Origin of the sequence: Streptomyces olivochromogenes, from assembly GCF_021538895.1 — a bacterium.
Lineage (GTDB): Bacteria > Actinomycetota > Actinomycetes > Streptomycetales > Streptomycetaceae > Streptomyces > Streptomyces olivochromogenes_A.
The window spans coordinates 58,300-74,205 of record NZ_JADDRL010000019.1; the positions used below are offsets into that span (position 1 = coordinate 58,300).

At 68.8% G+C, this 15,906-nt stretch carries 18 protein-coding genes; 12 read left to right on the forward strand and 6 right to left on the reverse strand.

The features are described from left to right. Window positions 1-32 precede the first annotated feature (32 nt). Window positions 33-863, reverse strand: coding sequence for a helix-turn-helix domain-containing protein (locus IPZ69_RS12270; protein WP_235454159.1), 831 nt, complete (start codon window positions 861-863; stop codon window positions 33-35). A 271-nt stretch (window positions 864-1,134) separates the two neighbouring features. After that, window positions 1,135-1,452: a hypothetical protein gene (locus IPZ69_RS12275; RefSeq protein WP_235454106.1), complete on the reverse strand. Its 318-nt coding sequence runs from the start codon at window positions 1,450-1,452 to the stop codon at window positions 1,135-1,137. Window positions 1,453-2,040: 588 nt separating this feature from the next. On the opposite strand from IPZ69_RS12275, the gene IPZ69_RS12280 reads away from it, so the two are divergent. The 3 genes from IPZ69_RS12280 to IPZ69_RS12290 all read left to right on the forward strand — a co-directional run bounded on the left by IPZ69_RS12280 (window position 2,041) and on the right by IPZ69_RS12290 (window position 5,174). After that, on the forward strand, window positions 2,041-2,748 hold the full coding sequence (locus tag IPZ69_RS12280; RefSeq protein WP_235454107.1) for a trypsin-like serine peptidase: 708 nt from the start codon (window positions 2,041-2,043) through the stop codon (window positions 2,746-2,748). A 203-nt stretch (window positions 2,749-2,951) separates the two neighbouring features. Further along, window positions 2,952-4,439: an alpha/beta hydrolase gene (locus tag IPZ69_RS12285; RefSeq protein ID WP_235454108.1), complete on the forward strand. Its 1,488-nt coding sequence runs from the start codon at window positions 2,952-2,954 to the stop codon at window positions 4,437-4,439. A 51-nt stretch (window positions 4,440-4,490) separates the two neighbouring features. Next, window positions 4,491-5,174 (forward strand): formylglycine-generating enzyme family protein, encoded by a 684-nt coding sequence (locus IPZ69_RS12290; protein WP_235454109.1) that lies wholly within the window; start codon window positions 4,491-4,493, stop codon window positions 5,172-5,174. On the opposite strand, the gene IPZ69_RS12295 is transcribed toward IPZ69_RS12290, so the two are convergent. Further along, window positions 5,171-5,644: a hypothetical protein gene (locus IPZ69_RS12295; protein ID WP_235454110.1), complete on the reverse strand. Its 474-nt coding sequence runs from the start codon at window positions 5,642-5,644 to the stop codon at window positions 5,171-5,173. The two genes, IPZ69_RS12290 and IPZ69_RS12295, sit on opposite strands and share 4 nt — an antisense overlap. A 122-nt stretch (window positions 5,645-5,766) precedes the next feature. Here IPZ69_RS12295 and IPZ69_RS12300 point away from each other — a divergent pair, with 122 nt between their 5' ends. Together IPZ69_RS12300 and IPZ69_RS12305 are read left to right on the forward strand one after the other, a co-directional pair. Continuing rightward, complete coding sequence (locus IPZ69_RS12300; protein ID WP_235454111.1) at window positions 5,767-6,384, forward strand: NADPH-dependent F420 reductase; 618 nt, start codon at window positions 5,767-5,769, stop codon at window positions 6,382-6,384. Window positions 6,385-6,428: 44 nt separating this feature from the next. Then, entirely contained in the window at window positions 6,429-7,436 is a 1,008-nt protein-coding gene (locus IPZ69_RS12305; protein ID WP_235454112.1) for a zinc-binding dehydrogenase, read from the forward strand. Window positions 7,437-7,461: 25 nt separating this feature from the next. Here the strand turns inward: IPZ69_RS12305 and IPZ69_RS12310 are convergent, their stop codons facing one another. After that, a complete protein-coding gene (locus IPZ69_RS12310; RefSeq protein ID WP_235454113.1) occupies window positions 7,462-8,058 on the reverse strand; it encodes a TetR/AcrR family transcriptional regulator in 597 nt (198 codons plus the stop codon). A gap of 188 nt (window positions 8,059-8,246) precedes the next feature. Between IPZ69_RS12310 and IPZ69_RS12315 the strand changes: the two genes are divergently transcribed. After that, window positions 8,247-8,765, forward strand: coding sequence for a hypothetical protein (locus tag IPZ69_RS12315; protein WP_235454114.1), 519 nt, complete (start codon window positions 8,247-8,249; stop codon window positions 8,763-8,765). On the opposite strand, the gene IPZ69_RS12320 is transcribed toward IPZ69_RS12315, so the two are convergent. Beyond that, complete coding sequence (locus IPZ69_RS12320; RefSeq protein WP_235454115.1) at window positions 8,744-9,130, reverse strand: hypothetical protein; 387 nt, start codon at window positions 9,128-9,130, stop codon at window positions 8,744-8,746. The two genes, IPZ69_RS12315 and IPZ69_RS12320, sit on opposite strands and share 22 nt — an antisense overlap. Before the next feature lie 238 nt (window positions 9,131-9,368). On the opposite strand from IPZ69_RS12320, the gene IPZ69_RS12325 reads away from it, so the two are divergent. The 3 genes from IPZ69_RS12325 to IPZ69_RS12335 all read left to right on the forward strand — a co-directional run bounded on the left by IPZ69_RS12325 (window position 9,369) and on the right by IPZ69_RS12335 (window position 12,401). Beyond that, a complete protein-coding gene (locus IPZ69_RS12325) occupies window positions 9,369-9,896 on the forward strand; it encodes an SMI1/KNR4 family protein (RefSeq protein ID WP_235454116.1) in 528 nt (175 codons plus the stop codon). A 169-nt stretch (window positions 9,897-10,065) separates the two neighbouring features. Further along, window positions 10,066-11,796 carry an Ig-like domain repeat protein gene (locus IPZ69_RS12330; RefSeq protein WP_235454117.1) on the forward strand — a complete coding sequence of 577 codons (1,731 nt, stop codon included), beginning with the start codon at window positions 10,066-10,068 and terminating at the stop codon, window positions 11,794-11,796. A 218-nt stretch (window positions 11,797-12,014) separates the two neighbouring features. After that, complete coding sequence (locus IPZ69_RS12335; RefSeq protein WP_235454118.1) at window positions 12,015-12,401, forward strand: hypothetical protein; 387 nt, start codon at window positions 12,015-12,017, stop codon at window positions 12,399-12,401. A 73-nt stretch (window positions 12,402-12,474) separates the two neighbouring features. Here IPZ69_RS12335 and IPZ69_RS12340 read toward each other — a convergent pair whose 3' ends face one another. Continuing rightward, window positions 12,475-13,989: a sensor histidine kinase gene (locus IPZ69_RS12340; RefSeq protein ID WP_235454119.1), complete on the reverse strand. Its 1,515-nt coding sequence runs from the start codon at window positions 13,987-13,989 to the stop codon at window positions 12,475-12,477. Window positions 13,990-14,192: 203 nt separating this feature from the next. Here IPZ69_RS12340 and IPZ69_RS12345 point away from each other — a divergent pair, with 203 nt between their 5' ends. From IPZ69_RS12345 to IPZ69_RS12355, 3 genes are all read left to right on the forward strand, one after another. Then, window positions 14,193-14,846, forward strand: a complete 654-nt coding sequence (locus IPZ69_RS12345) for a response regulator (protein WP_235454120.1) — start codon at window positions 14,193-14,195, stop codon at window positions 14,844-14,846. Window positions 14,847-14,978: 132 nt separating this feature from the next. Continuing rightward, a complete protein-coding gene (locus IPZ69_RS47740; protein ID WP_374293262.1) occupies window positions 14,979-15,188 on the forward strand; it encodes a hypothetical protein in 210 nt (69 codons plus the stop codon). 103 nt (window positions 15,189-15,291) lie between these two features. Further along, complete coding sequence (locus tag IPZ69_RS12355; protein WP_235454121.1) at window positions 15,292-15,882, forward strand: S1 RNA-binding domain-containing protein; 591 nt, start codon at window positions 15,292-15,294, stop codon at window positions 15,880-15,882. Window positions 15,883-15,906 lie beyond the last annotated feature (24 nt).

Genomic DNA, 15,906 nt, shown 5'->3' on the forward strand with positions numbered 1-15,906 from the left:
ATCCTCGATGACTGAACAGCCTCGCCGCGCGATCACAGCCAGTCACCTTCGCTGATATCCAGCGCGAGCGAGTGCTCCACCCGCCAGAACGCGTCCAAGTAGTCGGACGGACTCTGCCTGCCGGACCTCGGAGTCTTCTCGCTCAGCAGTTCCTCGGTCTCCGGTTTTTCCAGATAGGCCACAAGGTCATCACTGTCCGGGAACTCGAAGATCGTATACGGGCTCCGGAAGAGCGGGTACACCCCCACCTTGAACGGAACGAACTTCACGGTCACATTCGGCCGCTCGTTGGCCGCAACCAAGACCTCGTACTGCTGCTGCATGGTGGTCGCGGATCCGACCTGCCGCCGGAGCGCGGCCTCGTCGAGGATGTAGAAGAACTGCGCCGAGGTGTCCAGCACCTTCTGACGCTTCATACGCAGCTCGACACGCATCCTGCTTTCGTCCTCCGCCACGCCGAAGGACTCCATCAGCGCCTCGGTATATTCTTCGGTCTGCAACAGTCCAGGAATTACGTTCCGTGCGAAGTCTCGAACGATCGAAGCGGATTCCTCGTAGGCGAGAAACGCTTCGAACTCCGGGGACATGATCGCTTTGTACCCCGCGTACCAGGAAGGCTGCCGGGCGGCCCTGGCCAACTCGACGAATCTGTCCGCCTCATCTCCGGCGATTCCGTATTTGGTCATCAGGACCATGGCGTCAGGCACACTGACGGGCTTCGCCCCGCTTTCGATCCTGATGACCTTGGAAGGACTCCAACCGAACGACTCCGCGACCTGCTGCTGAGTGAGTTCGGCCTCTTCCCGGCCTCGCCTCAGGCGCTGAGCAAGACGGTGCCTTGAGTACATGGGATTTTCCGCCATGGTCACATCAGCTCCTCTGGTGCTTCATCAGGTGTCAGCACGTACGCCACACGTGGCGCTTCCGCGCCGTCCGCAACAGACGTCAACATCCGGGTCCTGCGGAATAAGGCAGCGTGACTCATCACCCGATTGCACCATGTGGCTTGCATGCTCATGCCTGTCCACCAGTCCATGTCGCTCACGGCAGAACGAGTCACGACGTCGGGCTTGGGGATACCTTGCCGTCTTCCGCCGTGCACTGACCCGCCATGCTTCATAGCACACCGTGCCACTACGCAAAAACACTTGGCAAGACACGACATCGCAACGCCACTAACGGATGTTGCAGAAGCGATTTCTGACTGCAAGTGGCGTAATTGAGTCGCCCCTCTGACATGCCGGACTGCCTCCTGAGCACCCGTACCAGAGCCTCCTGAACCAGGTCGGCCGCCTCCGCGCGGTCGCCGCACAGCAGGAAGCCGTACTGGTTCAGCTCCGCGCCGCGCTCCCGCGCCAACTCGGACAGCAGCGTTGACCATTCGGCCACATCCCCTCCGATCCCCTCACCCGGCATCACGAACAACTCCCCCATTTCGTTGGGGGTTTTCACCAGGCAGTTTCGAACGGGTCGCACAGGATCAGTCGGGCTTGGCTCCGCGGTCGGCGCCGCTCCGTGATGTCGCTCACCCGCGATCGGCAAATAGTTCGATCATCGAGCATCCGTCCCATATCGTCTGCTCGTTCTGTCCTGTCGCCTACCGAAGGAACACACCGCGTGAAGAGACCCAACGAGTTGTCCAGTTCGTCCAAGCACCGTGCAGGCCGGCGCGGTGCTCTTCTCATGGCGTCCGCGGGCACCGTCGTCGGCCTGATCACACCGATGACCGTGGTGGGCACGGCCGACGCCGCGGACGCTCCCGGGGTGTCCACCGCCGCAACTTCCAAGAGGCCTGCCTCCGTTGCCGAGGGGCCGCGGTGGACGGCTGCGGCAGCGGAGCGGTTCTGGACCAGCCGGCGTATGGCCGAGGCGAAGCCGATCGGGGGTGGCGAATCCTCGGCGGCTGAAAGGCCTTTGTCCCAGCGGGCGTTGTCGGACCGCGGCGCGGTGTCGAGGCCCGAAGGCGCTGGCGCCGGTGCCGGTGTGTCCGGTGTCGGCCCGCGGAGCTCGCACTTCGGCGGGCTGGCGATGATCGGGCGGATGTACATGCAGCGCGGCAGCGGCTCGTACTTCTGCACCGCGAGTGTGATCAAGAGCCGGAACCACAACATCGTGCTGACCGCGGGCCACTGCATGGACGGCAGGGCCGGCGGCGGCGCGATGGCGTTCGTACCGCAGTGGACGGCGGCCAACCCGCGACCGCACGGCATCTTCCCGGTGGCCATCGACTCCCGGGGTCGCAGCCGGGTCTGGATCGATCAGCGCTACTACGACCGCGGCCACACAAAGGGTGCCCCGTGGGACGTGGCCTTCGCTCAGGTCGGGGCACGCAGCGACGGCAAGAAGGCCCAGGACGTCGTGGGTGCCAACACCCTTGCCACCGGGCGGGGTTACGCGTTTGACCGCATCCGGCTGATCGGCTATCCGAACGCCGACCAGCAGCCGCTGACCTGCACCAACTCCACGACCCGCTTCACGCCGACGGACGGCACGCCCGGGTCGTACCTGCGGATCGCCTGCGACGACTACCGGTCGGGTACCAGCGGCGGCCCATACCTGGCGAACTTCAACTCCCGTACCGGGACCGGTGACGTGGTCGGCAGCATAGGTGGCTGGAAGACCGGCGGGCCCACCGCCGACATCTCCTACAGCCCGTACTTCGGCTCCGACATCCAGCGTCTGTACGACGCGGCCGTGAACGGCTCCCCGCCCGCCCGGCCCCGCGCGGTGTCCACCGCGCCGCGCTGACCCCACGCCGCGTACATCGCTTCGGACCGATGCACGCCGCCTCCCTCATCGGATCCGGATGAGGGAGGCGTAGCCGTGCGACAGGGGGAAAACGCGCCAACGCCGCTCCGGGGCAGGGACATCCTCGCCGTGACACAACCCCAGGGCCCTCCGCCTCATCTTGCTTTCCGTCAGCAGCAGAACCGACGTGAAAGCAGGAAGCCTTGCCCAGCGCGACCTCTCTTCTCGTACGACGTGGTGCGGCCGTCGCTGCCGCGTTCGGGCTCGTCACCGTCGCCGGCCCGCAGGTGGCCGACGCGGCGCCGGCAGCCACGGCCACCGGGCCCGCGGCCCCGCACTGGTCCACCTGCCCCGCGGGCTCCGAAGCGCCGCGCGGTACGTACTGCACCACCCTCAAGGTCCCCCTCGACTACGCCCGTCCACGCGGTCGGCAGATCAAGCTCACCCTGTCGGTGGCCGGTGACGCGAACGCCCCGCGCACCCTCGTGGTCAACCCGGGCGGGCCGGGTGAACCGGGTATCGGCACGGCCCAGTTGGTGTGGAGTCAGCTGCCCGCGGACGTCAGCGCGAAGTACAACGTGGTCAGCTTCGACCCGCGCGGCGTCGGCGCCAGCACCCCCGTGTCCTGCGGGGACACGAGGCGGCTGATCAAGCATCCGGCCGGGCCGTACACGCCCACGACGGATGCGCAGGAGCAGGCGCGGCGCACCGTGGCCCGCAAGGTCGCCGAGCAGTGCTACGCGAAGGCCAAGGACCTGCTGCCGTACATCACCACCGAGAACGCGGCACGCGACATGGACCGGATCCGTGCCGCGCTGGGCCGCGACAAGATGGACTACCTCGGGTATTCGTACGGAACGAGGCTCGGCGCCACGTACGCGACCCTCTTCCCGTCGCACACCGGCCGCATGATCCTGGACAGCGTCGTCGATCCGACCGTCACCACCTATGCCTCGCAGTACGAGCAGGATCCGGCGCTTCAGCATCGGGCCGAGCAGTTCTTCGCGTGGGTGGCCAAGAAGGACGAGACCTATCACCTGGGCACGAGCGCGGCGAAGGTGTCGGCCACGTGGGACGCCGTCCGCAAGAAGCTGGATGCTCACCCCGCCGGGGGCAGGGCGGGCAGCGCGGAACTCGACGATCTGCTCGCTTCCGGCATGTACACGGATCTGGAGTGGGCGGACGTGGCCCAGCCCGTCGCCGATTACCGGCGCGGGGATGCGAGCGCCCTGGTCGGCACCACCGACCAGCTCGCCCTCGGCAGCGTTGTCCCGGCCCGGCTCGCCTACAACTGCGTGGACGACGCCTGGCCCCGCGACTGGGCGACCTGGCACCGGGAGACTGCTGCGGCAGCCCCCAAGTCCCCGCTGTTCGCCTGGCTGAACAGCTGGTACAGCGCGCCGTGCGCGTTCTGGAAGGCCCCGACGGCACGCCCCGTGAAGATCGGCTCGGCGCACGTGCCGCCGGTTCTGCTGCTCCAGGCGAAGGACGATGCGGCGACCCCCGTCGTGGGCGCACGCCGCATGCACCAGGCACTGACCGGTTCCGGTCTCGTCGTCGCGGGCGGCGGCAACCACGGCCAGTACCTGTTCGACGGCAACGCCTGCATGGACCGACACGGCAGCCGCTATCTGCTCACCGGACGGCTCCCGGCCGAGGGCGCGACGTGCCCGGCGGCGCCGGCACCGTGAGCGCGACCGGCGATGATCTCGCCGGACCGGGCATGGAGTAGAAGTGTCCTCATGGATGTGGGTGTCGAGTACGAGATGATCGCCGTTCCGGCGGGGCAGGTCACGCTGTCGGACCGGCGGACGGAGCGCAGTTGGACGGTTGAGGTCGCGCCCTGTCAGATCACCAGGTACCCGATCACTCAAGCGGTGTACGCGCAGGTCACCGGCCTGCGTCCAGGCACCGCCCAGGGGGACCGGCTGCCCGTCGAGGGGGTCTCGTGGTGGGATGCGGTCCGCTTCTGCAACACCCTGTCCCACAAGGACGGGCTCACGCCCGCCTACCACTTCCGGGCGGAGGGCGATGACATCGAATGGGACGCCTTCGCGGACGGTTACCGGCTGCCGAGCGAAGCGGAGTGGGAGTACGCCTGCCGGGCCGGCACGACCGGACCGCGCTACGGGCCCCTGGACGAGATCGCCTGGCATCGCGGCAACTCCCACGACCGCATCCACGAGGTGGGCGGTAAGCGGCCCAACCCGTGGGGCTTCCACGACATGCTCGGCAACGTGTGGGAGTGGTGCTGGGACGTCTACGACGCCGAGGTCTACGGCAGCTATCGGGTGCTGCGCGGGGGCGGCTGGTTCGACGAACACTGGAGTTGCCGGGCCTCCGTACGGCGCCGCAGCCACCCCACGTTCCGCGTCGACGACGTCGGATTCCGCGTCGCACGCGGGAAAGCGCCGGAGCAGAGCTAGCGGAGTGATCCGCGCTCGTCGACGTGCACGGTGGGCGCCGCCAAGAACACATCGGCGCCGACCGGGCCGTAGGCGATGTTGAAGGTGTCCATCCAGTACGACCAGTCCCGCACCCCCGCGGCACTGCTGAAGCGGTAGTTGAGCTGCCAGCGGACCCACTGCCCCGGGGCCAGGCGCACAGCCGGGGGCCTGCGCGGCCGGGGCGGTATGGCGAACAGGGGATCCACCCGGGGCTGGACCCGGAGTCGGCCGTCGGTCTCGCGGAGCTGGACGTTGACGCTGCGCAAGGCTTCCTGACCGTCGTACGGCTCGAAGTCGTCTCGCTCGTGCATGCGCACCACGTGGGCGAGGGAAGGTGCCACGACAGGGAGCCTGAAGCCGACCGGAGCCGCGTTCCTGCGTGCGGCGGCGGCTCCTCCCCGGGACTCCTTCGTCCAGGACGTCCGTATCCACTGGACGGTGATCTCCACGGCTTCCGCCTCCGCGAACTCGTCGATGACCGCACCACCCTATGCGCGGCGAGCATCCGGCTCGGCCTGGTGAGAGTTATTATCAAAACGGTACAAAACTGGGTAAATCAGGGAAGAGCATCATGACCACACACCGCACCATCGGCGTGCTCGGCGCAGGAGAGGTGGGACAGGCGGTGGCCGACAAGGCCGTCCATCATGGCCATGAGGTACTCATCGGCAACCGCAGGGGCCCCGAGACCCTCGCGGCCCTCGTGGGCAGGCTGGGGCCGAACGCCCGCGCGGTGACGGCCGAGGACGCGGCGAAGCCGGAGCTCGTCTTCCTCTCGGTGCCGTTCTCCGCCGTGCCGGAGCTGACGGATCTCACCGACTGGTCCGGGAAGATCGTCGTCGACGCGACGAATCAGTTCGCGACGGCCAACCCGTACCAGGGCAGGTACGACGTCGGCGATCTCACGGGCAGCGAGTGGGTGGCCCGCCACCTTCCCGGCGCCCGGGTCGTGAAGGCTCTCAACACCTTGTACGGCGCGTTCATCGCCGCGGAGCCTCGGCATGCGGAAGGTAGGCAGGTGGCCTTCTACACGGGGGACGACGCCGACGCGAAGGCGGCCGTGGCCGACTTGCTGGATCAGTTCGGATTCGCCGCGCTGGACCTCGGCGGGCTGCGCGAGGGCGGGCGACTGATGCAGCTCGACGGTCCGCTCAGCGCGAAGCACCTGCTGCTGCAGGACGTCGACTGACGCCTCGAGCGAGCCTCACCCATCAATGTGCACAGGAGGGTCCGATGAACCGCCGTGCCGTCTACTCCCGTGGCGGCTCGCCCGCCGAAGTCCTGACCGTCGTCGAGGAGCCGGAACCGGCGCCGCCGGAGCGCGGCCAGGTCCTCATTCGCACCACGGCCTTCCCGGTACACCCCGGTGATCTCCTGGCGGTCGCTGCCTACCCGGGAGCGGCCGCGAAGCCGGTACCGGCGGGAATCGAGGCCACTGGAGTGGTGGAGGCGATCGGCCCGGACACGCCGGTGGCGCCGGACGTCAAGGTCGGCGGCCGCGTATCGGTCTTCCCCCAGCCGGGAGCCTGGTCCCAGTGGATCGTCGCGGATGCCGAGCGGGTCGTCGCCGTACCGGACGAGCTGTCGGACGACGTCGCCGCGCAGATGCTGGTCAATCCGCTCACCGCCGTGATGCTGAGGCGTGAGGCCGAGGAGCACCTCGCTCTCGGATATGACGGTGTTCTGGTGCAGACCGCCGCGGGTTCGTCGGTCGGGCGGCTGGTGACGGGCGTGTCCCGGTTCCACGGCCTGGCGCTCGTCAACGTCGTCCGCAGTGAGCACGGTGCCGCCGGGCTGCGCGAGCGGTTCCCTGAGGTGCCCGTCGTGGCGACAGAGCATCCGGGATGGGCCGACGAGGTCCGCAGGGCGGCCGACGGCCGTCCGGTCAGCGTGGCGTTCGACGCGATCGGCGGGAAGCTGGCGGAGAGCCTTCTCGACCTGCTGACCCCGGGCGGGAAGTTGATCAGCTACGGGCTGATCGCCGAGGAGCCGATCTCGGTACACGCCTCGACACTGGTGGGCAAGTCGCTGACACTGCGGGGCAAGAACATCAGCCGGTGGCTGTCCGAGGCCTCCCCCGAGAGGCGGGCGTCCGACGTCGCCACCGCCGGGCAGATCGCGCGGGGGCTCAGGGATCAGTTCGACGTGGCCGCCACGTACGGCCTCGGCGAGCTGGCCGAGGCCGTGGAGCATGCGGTACGGCCCGGCAAGGTCGGCACCGTCCTCGTCCGTCCCTGGTAGCTCCGGACGCGGTCCCGGGAGCGTGCTACTCCGTCGAATCCCGGGGAAGGAGCGCCAAGGCCTGCACCGCGGCCCCGTTGACGACCTCCGGGGTGGCTCCCGCCTTGCCCAGCGCCTCAAGCCCCCGCAGCACGGCCAGGAGCAGACTGGCGAGGCTGTCCGCCTCCGCGTCAGCGGCCAGCGAACCCTCGCCCTGGGCTTGCGCGATGCAGTCCCGCAGCGTGCTGTGCAGCCCGCTGATGACCGCGGCGACGCGCTCTGCCACGTCCTCGTCGACGGATGACAGTTCCGCCGCGCTCTTGGCCATCATGCAGCCGCGCTGCTCCACGTCCCCGGTGATGACTTCGGCGACGTTGCGTACATGCAGCTCCAGCTTGGGCAGGGCGGGGCCCGGGCCGCCCAGGGCCGTGCGCCAGGCTTCCAGCGCGTCGCCGTTGTAACTGTCGAGAGCCGCCAGGAACAGCCCGTGCTTGTCGCCGAAAGCCCCGTACAAACTCCCTCGGCCCAGGCCTGTCGCGGCGCTCAGGTCGTCCATGGAAGTGCCGTTGTAGCCCACCGACCAGAACTGGTCGCGGGCGGCTTTCACGACCTCTTCTTCGTCGAATTGCCGGGGCCGGGCCATGGGCCAACTGTACGTCGCGTTCCGCACCGGTCCGGTGCGAGCACGGCGTCGGGTCCGTCCTGGACAGCCCTTTGTCGCGACGTCCGTTCCGTCCTCTGGCGGACACGCGTAGACCTCCGGCACCATCTGTCTGCACCGCCTGCACAGCCGCCCCAGAGGAAGCTCGGCCGACCGCAGGAAGGGTTCCCATGAAGGCCACCCGAAGGATCACCAAGACCCGCGCCGCCCTGACCGCACTCGCTCTGATCGTCGCCCCCGGCGTCGCCGTCCTCGGCACCGCCACCGACGCCTTCGCCGTCACCAAGATCAGCCACGCGACCGCCACCCAGATGTTCCGCGACGTCGGCATCACGTGGTCGTCCTCCGGCAACTGCTCCAACCGCAACAACTCGACGTGCACGTCCTTCGAGCAGCTCAACCTCGCCACCGCCCAGGGCGCCCAGACCCTCAAGCGCGCCAGCGGCTGCGCCCTCAACATCACCGGGGGTACGGAGACCGGTCACGCCTCCGGCACGTACTCGCACTGGAACGGCTACAAGCTCGACTACAGCAAGTACACCTGTGTCGGGAACTACATCAAGAACAACTTCACCTACATCGGCCTGCGCGGCGACGGCGCCCCGCAGTGGCGCTCCGGTTCCGGCAACATCTACGCGGACGAGGGCAGCCACTGGGACGTCCTCTACTACAACTGCGGAGGCTGCTGACCGCCACCGCCCGCCCCGTTGCGAACCCGACGGTCGGCTCGGCGGCGTGAGTCGTCGAGCCGACCGAACATGACACGGTCCTTCAGCGCCGCGTATGCCCGCTCGACCTCACCCAGATACTGCTCCAGGCGGAAGCGCACCTCCTCGACGACCCTGCCGTCGACGCCCGAGTACATCAGGTCGGACCAGATGACCGTCTCGCCCCGGAGCTGAATCCGGATGGTCAAGCTGTCCGACACCGGCTCTGACAACTCCTCGACCGCCACATCCACGGTGCGCGGCATGTCCGTCGGATAGAGAGGTCCGCCCGGGCGGAGCAGTCGGCGCGGGCCGAGGCCGACCATCCTGCTGTCGCTGCGGGCCACCAGGTCGAGGCCATCGGCGAAGAGGTACGTGTGCGTGTCAGCACACGTCGGCGGCCCGGGACACGCACTGATGAGAAGTGCGCTCAGGGCACCACCAATTGGCCCGCCGGGCACGGTGGCCCTCAGCTCGCGCGGGGATCTACGAGGCATCCGCCTGAAGGGAAGACATGGGCCGAGCGTAGCGGCTACGCCGCACCCGTTCGGAGGGTCGCGCAACCGGGTCTGGCAACCTGTCCGCGTGATTCCCGACGAAGACCGGCGGTTCCCTGCCGCACTCGCCGCCGCGCTGGCGCTTCCGTTCGACTACGACGACGGCCAAGGGGTCGAATTCGAGGCCTTCCCGGCGTTCTTGTCCAAGGAGGAGACCACTGCCTGGTTCCGGGCCTGGACCAGGAACAGGGAGTTGAACGGTGACGCCTTCCGGGTGTTCGGCCAAGACGGCACGGGCGGATACGCGGCGTTCTGGCTGATCCGCCCACAACGCCCGCTCGTCGACCAGCCGGTGGTCTTTCTGGGTTCCGAGGGAGAGACCGGTGTGGTGGCGCGCGATCTGGCTGCCTTCCTGTGGCTGCTGGCCGACGGCTGCGGCGCTCTCGAAGCGGCCACCTCGTACGAGCCCGACTGGGCCCCTCGCCCCAACCAGGAATTGATCGCCGTCGCGGAACGATTCGCAGCCGACCGGAAGCAACCGGGAACCGTCGTCATCGAGCAGGCCACTCACGAGTTCCCGGACTTCGACGACACCATCATGGAACTGTGTCGGTGAAGAGCAGCCGGGCTCGTGCCATTCGTCGAGTCTGATCCGCGAGTCTGATCCGCACGCGCCGATCCTCGCCGCGCCCCCTTGAATTGGCGATCTTCACGCCTGTTTCATGGGTGTTACAGGTGTCTCATTGATCGCAGTGAGCACCCAACACAGCCTGTGGGGGGCACAGTTGAATACTGCACACCGTCCCAGACGCCTCGCGGCGACGTTGCTCGCCGTCACGCTCGCCGGAGCCGGACTGACCGTCGCCGTGGCGCCGGCGGCGCACGCGGCGGCCTCCGACGCGGTGATCAAGCTGCCGTTCTCGTCGTACTCGGCGATCGCCGTCGACTCCGTGCACCAGCGCGTGTTCGTCGCGGACAGCAACACCGACTACTACCTCAACAAGGGCATCATCGCCGTCTACGACTTCCAGGGCGAGCGCATCACCACCATCCAGACCCCGGCCCATGTGTCGGGCCTGGCTCTCAACGCCGACAGCACCAAGCTCTACGCCGGTCTGCGCGAGCAGATCCAGACGTATGACACCACCACCTTCGAACCGGCCCTCCTCTCGTACACCAACACCGACACCTGCGGGCGCGAACTCGCCTTCTCCGGTGGTCAGTTGTACTTCACCACGCCCTACTCGCAGTTCGTGGGAGCGTGTTCCACCGCCCAGACCTACCTGGACGGCATCGTCAACGGCGTGCACACCCGCACCGGTTGGAACGACTACGGCAAGATCAAGCTGGAGTCCGGCCCCGGCGACCGGATGCTGATGGGTCAGCCGCGCAACGACAACGCGGCCAATCCGTTCCTCGCCGTGTACGACACCAGCAACGGCTCTCTCGTACGCAACGCTGCCCGCCGCTTCGCCGACGGCGCGGGCCATGGCGCGCTCGACCTCAAGGACATGGCGTTCTCCGCCGACGGCGGCAAGGTCGCCGTCGCCGACGCCGCCTACGGCACCCGGCTGCTCAACACCGACGACCTGACCGATGCCGCCAACGGCTACCAGGCGCTCCCGGCCGGCGCCACGGCCAGTTCGGTCGCCTTCAGCGCTGACGGAAAGTACGTCGCGCGCGGCGCGGCGGCCACCGGCGCCACGCCCGACCTGCTGGTCCAGCCCGCCGATCCGACGGACTCGACGGCGCCGCTGGAGTTCGTCTTCGAGGGCAGCCTCGACGGCGACCGGGTCGCCCCGCGCGGCATGGAGTGGTCGGCGGACGGCTCCCGGCTGTTCGCGGTCACCACCAACGCGGCCGGCGGACAGTACTGGCTGCACATCATCCAGCCCCCGGCCGTCCAGTACGACACCCGCTTCACCGGCGGTCTCACCCACAGCCCCGCCCAGGCGGTGGCCGGCGAGCCGCTGGCCGTGCGCGGCAAGCTGGAGTCCGACGGGCCCGCTCCCGGCACGCCGCTGAAGGTCAGGGCGACCCGCACGGACGCGACCGGCACCCACGATCTGGGCAGCGCCACCGTCAAGGAGGACGGCACCTTCACGGTCCTCGACGAGCCGGATCTCGTCGGCGACGCCACGTACAAGGTGTCCTTCCTCGGGGATCTGACCCACCGGCCGGCCGAGGACCTCACCCACACCGTCACCGTCGGGAAGGCGCCCACCTCGATCGCGCTCACCGCGCCGGAGAAGGCGACGCTCAGCGGGGGCATCACCATCACCGGCACGTTCAGCGCGCAGGGCAAGGCGCTGCCGGACAAGGCCGTGCTGAAGGTCGTACGGACCGACCGGCTCGGCACCGGCACGCTGTCGTCGGTGACCGTCGGCGCGGACGGCACGGTCACCATCAACGACATTCCGCGCACCCGGCGCGAGGTGACCTACACCGTCAGCTGGCCCGGCGACGACCTCCACACGTCCTCGACCGCGTCGGCGACGGTCTACGTCACGCGCTGATCCCCTTCGGTTCCCGCCGCGAGGGAGGCCATTACCGCTGGCCGGTAGAGCCCCTACCAGCCTCCAGGGTTGTCCCGCTCTTCCGCGCAAAGGCAACGTGGAATGCGCAGAAAAGGAACAAAACGGATGTTGATGGTGCAAGCGCCCGACGGCCTCTGCGCCGTCACCCCTGCGCGCTCGACGCGCTCTCAGTTTCGATCCGTTCCTGGAGATTGATCATGCGTAATGTCAAATGGCCCGTCGCTGCCCTCGCAGGACTGACGCTGGCCCTGGGAGGTGCCGCGTCGGCCGTCGCCGCTCCGGCCACATCGGTGGACGCTGTTCACGGTCACGTCGTCTCCATGGTCGCCTTCGCCAGTGACCACGGCGGCGGAGGCGGTGGCGGCGGAGGCCACGGTGGCGGAGGCCATGGCGGCGGGGGCCACGGCGGTGGAGGCTATGGCGGCGGAGACCACGGTGGCGGAGGCCATGGCGGCGGAGGCTATGGCGGTGATCACGGCGGCTACGGCGGTGACCACGGCGGCTACGGCCATGGCGGCTACGGCGGCTACTTCTTCGACCGCGGCGACCACGACCGCGGCTACTTCAGCGACTGGGGCTGGTAGCTCCGACGGGAAAGGGGCCGGCACGAAGCCGGCCCCTTTCGGCAGCCCAGGATGCCGCCGTACGGCTGGCGAGCTAGTCGTGACCGGCACGCTCGGTCGGCACCAGCGGCAGCTCCGCGATGAGTGTGGTTCCCGCACCGCGCGGACTCTCCAGGAACATCGTGCCGTCGAGCGCCTCCACGCGGTCCTTGAGGCCCACGAGCCCGGTACCGCCGGCGGCGAAGTCGGCGCCACCGACGCCGTCGTCGTGCACATGGACCCGTAGCAGCTTGGAGTCGGCCTCCACCCTGACGGTGACGAGCGTGGCCTGCGCGTGCTTGACCGCGTTCGTCAGCGCCTCCGAGACGACGTAGTACGCGCTGACCTCGACCGGCTCGGGTAGTCGCTCTTCGACGTGCACGTCGAGTTCGACGGGGATGGCCGATCGGCGGGCGAGCCCCTTCAACGCGGGTGCGAGGCCGCCCTGAGCCAGGATCGCCGGATGGATGCCGCGCGCCACCTCACGCAGTTCGTCGAACGCGTCCCTGAGTCCGCCCGCGACGTCGTGGAGTTCCGTGCGCAGATCGTCCAGTCCGTCCAGATCCGACGGGACCGTCGTCTCCGCGTTGTTCAGCCGGATGAGCAGTGTGACGAGCCGCTGCTGGACGCCGTCGTGCAGATCGTGCTCGATGCGGCGGCGTGCCCCGTCGGCGGCGGTGACGATTCGCGCTCGTGAGGCGGCCAGCTCCGCATTGGCCTCGGCGTTCTCGATGGCGATGGCGACGAGGTCGGTGAACGCGGCGATCTGGGCCTCGGTGTTCGCCGGGAAGGGGTCGTCGCTCTTCTTCGCCGTGACGATCACCCCCCACACCCGCCCGGCCACGAGAATCGGGCACGCGACCGACGAGCGGATGCCCAGGGCACGCGCCTCCCGGGCGATCGAACCCGTGGCGTACCGAAAGTCCTCGACACGGACTGGATCGCAGGTTCGCCGGACCTCGTGGGCGACATCCAGTCCGTCGAGGGCGAGCCGGGCGCCGACGCTCGGCGGACCCGGCCCGCTCCGGCGGCTCCAGGTGGCCACGGATCTCACGGAGCCGTCCGCCTCGTAACGCTCCATGCAGGCCAGATCGGCGCCGTACAGGAGGCCCACCTCGCGGGTGACGGCCTCGTACACCCTCGACGGCTGGGCCGACCGTGCGACGAGTGTGGCGATCCGGCGCAGCGCGGACTGCTCCCGCGACAGCTGTGCCGACACGAGCGCCGCGTGCCGCAACCGGGCCGCCAGCCGCCCCACGACCACCGCCGTGACCAGGAAGGCCGCCAAAGCCACGGCGGTCTGCGAGTCGGCGTTCTCGAATCCTTGCGGCCGCGCGAACAGGTACAGATAGGCCACGACGCTCAGTACCGATGTGACGACGGCGAGTACGGTCCCCCACACCATGGCCACGACCAGGACCACGAGCAGGTAGAGCGCCAGAAGGTGCAGGGGCAGTACGTACGGCTCAAGGACGTCCAGGAGGCCGGTGACGGCAGCCACCATCGCCGTACCGGCGATCAGTCCATACAGTCGGCGCCGGCTCAGCGCTTCCGCCCGGCGATGCGCCATCGCGTCGCTTCCCTTGTCCGGCTTGTGCAGCCTTCACCTATTAAGTGTGGCACCCCACCGAGTGCCGCGCAGAGGCGCCGGAAGCCGGTCGGTTCGCGGTCGCCGCGCGGTTGATGACCGTGAGAGTCTGCTGGTAAGCAGGCCGGTCTCGCTGTGGCCGGGGACTTGCCGACCCTGCCGCACATGACGGTGGAGGGCGCCGTATGACGCAGTTGCGGGTGGTTCTGGCGGACGACGACGTGCTGCTCCGCCAGGGCCTGGCCAGCTTGCTGGAGCGGTCCGAGGTGTCCGTCGTCGGGCAGGTCGGGGACGGCCAGGCCCTGCTGCGACTCGCCAGGGAAACGGAGCCCGACCTGGTGGTCGTCGACATCCGCATGCCCCCGACCAACACCACGGAAGGTCTGGAGGCGGCCCGCGTCATCCGCCGTGAGCTGCCGGGCATCGGCATCCTGGTGCTGTCCGCGCATGCCGAGGTCGAGCACGCCATGGAGCTGCTGGCGGGCGGTCGGCGAATCGGGTACCTGCTCAAGAGCCGGGTCGCGGACGTGGAGGAGTTCGTGGAGGCGATCAAGAGGATCGCCAAGGGCGGATCCGTCGTGGATCCGGCCCTGATCCAGGAGTTGGTGTCGGTGCAGCGGCGCGAGAACCCTCTCGACGTGCTGAGCGACCGCGAGCGCGAGGTGCTGGCCCTGATGGCGGAGGGCCGGTCGAACGTCGGAATCGCCCGCCGTCTGTGGGTCACCGAGGGCACCGTGGAGAAGCACGTGCACAGCATCCTGGGCAAGCTGGGCCTGTCCGAGACCGACGACGACCATCGGCGGGTACGGGCCGTACTCACCTTTCTGCAAGCCCCATGACCTCCGCTCGCGCGCGGGAGGGGTGGATTCGGTGCGGCCGCGGATCAGCAAGGTGGCCGCGGCGATGACAGCCATCGCGATGGCCAGTGTGAAGACGATGACCAGGCCGTCGTGGAAGGGCCGGGAGATCAGGTGCGGGAAGAAGTCCCGCCCGGTCAGGACGGCGGCATCGGCCCGCGGGAGGTGGCCGAGGACGGCCGGGCCCAGGAGTTGCTGGATGGGGTTGTAGCCGAGGAACGCGGCGAACAGGACCCCGACCGGCGGCAGAGAGGCGACGGTGTGCGCGGCCGCGGCGGGCACGTGCTGCGCCGTGAGGCCACTGCTGAGCGTGTACGGCAGTGAGCCGGCGAGTCCGGCGACCATCAGGGGGCGGCCAGTCCGGCCCCGCTCGTCGGGTCGCCCGGTCGCGGGCCCGCGCTCAGCCCCTCATGAAAGGCTGAGCGGCATGGGCGAAGGGCTGAGCAGTATGGGCGGACCGTCTGAGAACCCGGCACTCTGGGCCTTCCTGGAGTCGCTCCACCGCGGCGAACTGCTTTCCGGCACAGTCGCAGCGATCGAGCGGTTCGGCGTGTTCGTGGCCCTGGACGACGGCCCCGGACACCCGGTCTTCCCCGGCGTCGGGTTCATCACGGTCCCCGAACTGTCCTGGCGGCGCTTCGAAGCGGTGTCCGACGTCGTGCGGGTCGGACAGCGGGTCTCATGCGAGTTCCTGCGGTTCGACACGTGGAACCTGGAGGCCAGACTGTCCCTGCGAGCCACGCAGCCGGACCCCTTCCGGGAATTCGCTGGCAGTGTTGTGGTGGGACAGACGATGCGGGGACGGGTCACCAAGCTGGTGCCGTTCGGTTTCTTCGTCCAAGTCGCCGACGGAATCCAGGGCTTGGTTTACCTGCGAGAGCTGGGCTCGACGCCCGTAGAGACGCCGTCGGACACCGTGCAGGTCGGCGACGAAGTCACGGTCGCCGTCGCCGAAGTCGACCTGGAGAGACGCAGGTTGACCCTCTCCCAACGGCAGGGCGCAGCCCACCGCCCGTGACTCCCGCACGGGCACCCGCTCCCG